The sequence below is a fragment of the Bacillus sp. JJ1521 genome (assembly GCF_036965165.1).
GTDB lineage: Bacteria > Bacillota > Bacilli > Bacillales > Bacillaceae_L > Ferdinandcohnia.
The window spans coordinates 1,749-4,631 of sequence record NZ_JBALOX010000081.1 but is presented as its reverse complement, the minus strand read 5'-3'; the positions used below and the strand labels follow the sequence as shown (position 1 = coordinate 4,631).

1 rRNA gene is annotated in these 2,883 nt (G+C 51.8%); it reads right to left on the bottom strand.

The features are described from left to right. Positions 1-48: 48 nt before the first annotated feature. Positions 49-2,883, bottom strand: a 23S ribosomal RNA gene (locus V7147_RS12925).

Sequence of the window (2,883 nt, the reverse complement as noted above, 5' to 3'; positions counted from 1 at the left end):
TTCATTCCTTCAAAACTAGATAACGTTTCTACATTCATTAGAAGTGATTTTGGTTAAGTCCTCGATCGATTAGTATCAGTCAGCTGCACATGTCACCATGCTTCCACCTCTGACCTATCAACCTCGTCATCTTCGAGGGATCTTACTAGTTTAACACTATGGGAAATCTCATCTTGAGGGGGGCTTCATGCTTAGATGCTTTCAGCACTTATCCCTTCCACACATAGCTACCCAGCTATGCCCTTGGCAGGACAACTGGTACACCAGCGGTGTGTCCATCCCGGTCCTCTCGTACTAAGGACAGCTCCTCTCAAATTTCCTACGCCCACGACGGATAGGGACCGAACTGTCTCACGACGTTCTGAACCCAGCTCGCGTACCGCTTTAATGGGCGAACAGCCCAACCCTTGGGACCGACTACAGCCCCAGGATGCGATGAGCCGACATCGAGGTGCCAAACCTCCCCGTCGATGTGGACTCTTGGGGGAGATAAGCCTGTTATCCCCGGGGTAGCTTTTATCCGTTGAGCGATGGCCCTTCCATGCGGAACCACCGGATCACTAAGCCCGACTTTCGTCCCTGCTCGACTTGTAGGTCTCGCAGTCAAGCTCCCTTGTGCCTTTACACTCTACGAATGATTTCCAACCATTCTGAGGGAACCTTTGGGCGCCTCCGTTACTTTTTAGGAGGCGACCGCCCCAGTCAAACTGCCCACCTGACACTGTCTCCAAGGCCGATAAGGCCTTCGGGTTAGAATTTCAATACAGCCAGGGTAGTATCCCACCGACGCCTCCACCGAAGCTGGCGCTCCGGCTTCCAAGGCTCCTACCTATCCTGTACAAGCTGTACCGAAATTCAATATCAGGTTGCAGTAAAGCTCCACGGGGTCTTTCCGTCCTGTCGCGGGTAACCTGCATCTTCACAGGTACTATAATTTCACCGAGTCTCTCGTTGAGACAGTGCCCAGATCGTTACACCTTTCGTGCGGGTCAGAACTTACCTGACAAGGAATTTCGCTACCTTAGGACCGTTATAGTTACGGCCGCCGTTTACTGGGGCTTCAATTCAGAGCTTCGCTTGCGCTAACCCCTCCTCTTAACCTTCCAGCACCGGGCAGGTGTCAGCCCCTATACTTCGCCTTGCGGCTTCGCAGAGACCTGTGTTTTTGCTAAACAGTCGCCTGGGCCTATTCACTGCGGCTTTTCAGGGCTATTCACCCTAAAAAGCACCCCTTCTCCCGAAGTTACGGGGTCATTTTGCCGAGTTCCTTAACGAGAGTTCTCTCGATCACCTTAGGATTCTCTCCTCGCCTACCTGTGTCGGTTTGCGGTACGGGCACCATTTACCTCGCTAGAAGCTTTTCTTGGCAGTGTGGAATCAGGAACTTCGGTACTAAATTTCCCTCGCCATCACAGCTCAACCTTACGGTAAGCGGATTTGCCTACTTACCAGTCTAACTGCTTGGACGCGCATATCCAACAGCGCGCTTACCCTATCCTCCTGCGTCCCTCCATTGCTCAAACGGTAAAGAGGTGGTACAGGAATATCAACCTGTTGTCCATCGCCTACGCTTTTCAGCCTCGGCTTAGGTCCCGACTAACCCTGAGCGGACGAGCCTTCCTCAGGAAACCTTAGGCATTCGGTGGAGGGGATTCTCACCCCTCTTTCGCTACTCATACCGGCATTCTCACTTCTAAGCGCTCCACCAGTCCTCTCGGTCTGACTTCACGGCACTTAGAACGCTCTCCTACCATTGTTCGTAAGAACAATCCACAGCTTCGGTGATACGTTTAGCCCCGGTACATTTTCGGCGCAGAGTCACTCGACCAGTGAGCTATTACGCACTCTTTAAATGGTGGCTGCTTCTAAGCCAACATCCTGGTTGTCTAAGCAACTCCACATCCTTTTCCACTTAACGTATACTTGGGGACCTTAGCTGGTGGTCTGGGCTGTTTCCCTCTTGACTACGGATCTTATCACTCGCAGTCTGACTCCCGAGAATCAAGTCTTTGGCATTCGGAGTTTGACTGAATTCGGTAACCCGATGAGGGCCCCTAGTCCAATCAGTGCTCTACCTCCAAGACTCTATACTCGAGGCTAGCCCTAAAGCTATTTCGGAGAGAACCAGCTATCTCCAGGTTCGATTGGAATTTCTCCGCTACCCACACCTCATCCCCGCACTTTTCAACGTGCGTGGGTTCGGGCCTCCATTCAGTGTTACCTGAACTTCACCCTGGACATGGGTAGATCACCTGGTTTCGGGTCTACGACCACGTACTAATTCGCCCTATTCAGACTCGCTTTCGCTGCGGCTCCGTCTCTTCAACTTAACCTTGCACGGGATCGTAACTCGCCGGTTCATTCTACAAAAGGCACGCCATCACACATAAATGTGCTTTGACTACTTGTAGGCACACGGTTTCAGGTTCTATTTCACTCCCCTCCCGGGGTGCTTTTCACCTTTCCCTCACGGTACTGGTTCACTATCGGTCACTAGGGAGTATTTAGCCTTGGGAGATGGTCCTCCCAGCTTCCGACGGGATTTCACGTGTCCCGCCGTACTCAGGATCCACTCAAGAGAGAACGAAGTTTCAACTACAGGGTTGTTACCTTCTCTGACGGACCTTTCCAGGTCGCTTCGTCTACTTCGCTCTTTTGTAACTCCGTATAGAGTGTCCTACAACCCCAAGAGGCAAGCCTCTTGGTTTGGGCTATCTTCCGTTTCGCTCGCCGCTACTCAGGAAATCGCGTTTGCTTTCTCTTCCTCCGGGTACTAAGATGTTTCAGTTCCCCGGGTCTACCTTCACTTACCCTATGTATTCAGGCAAGGATACTACTCCATTACGAGCAGTGGGTTTCCCCATTCGGAAATCTTCGGATCAA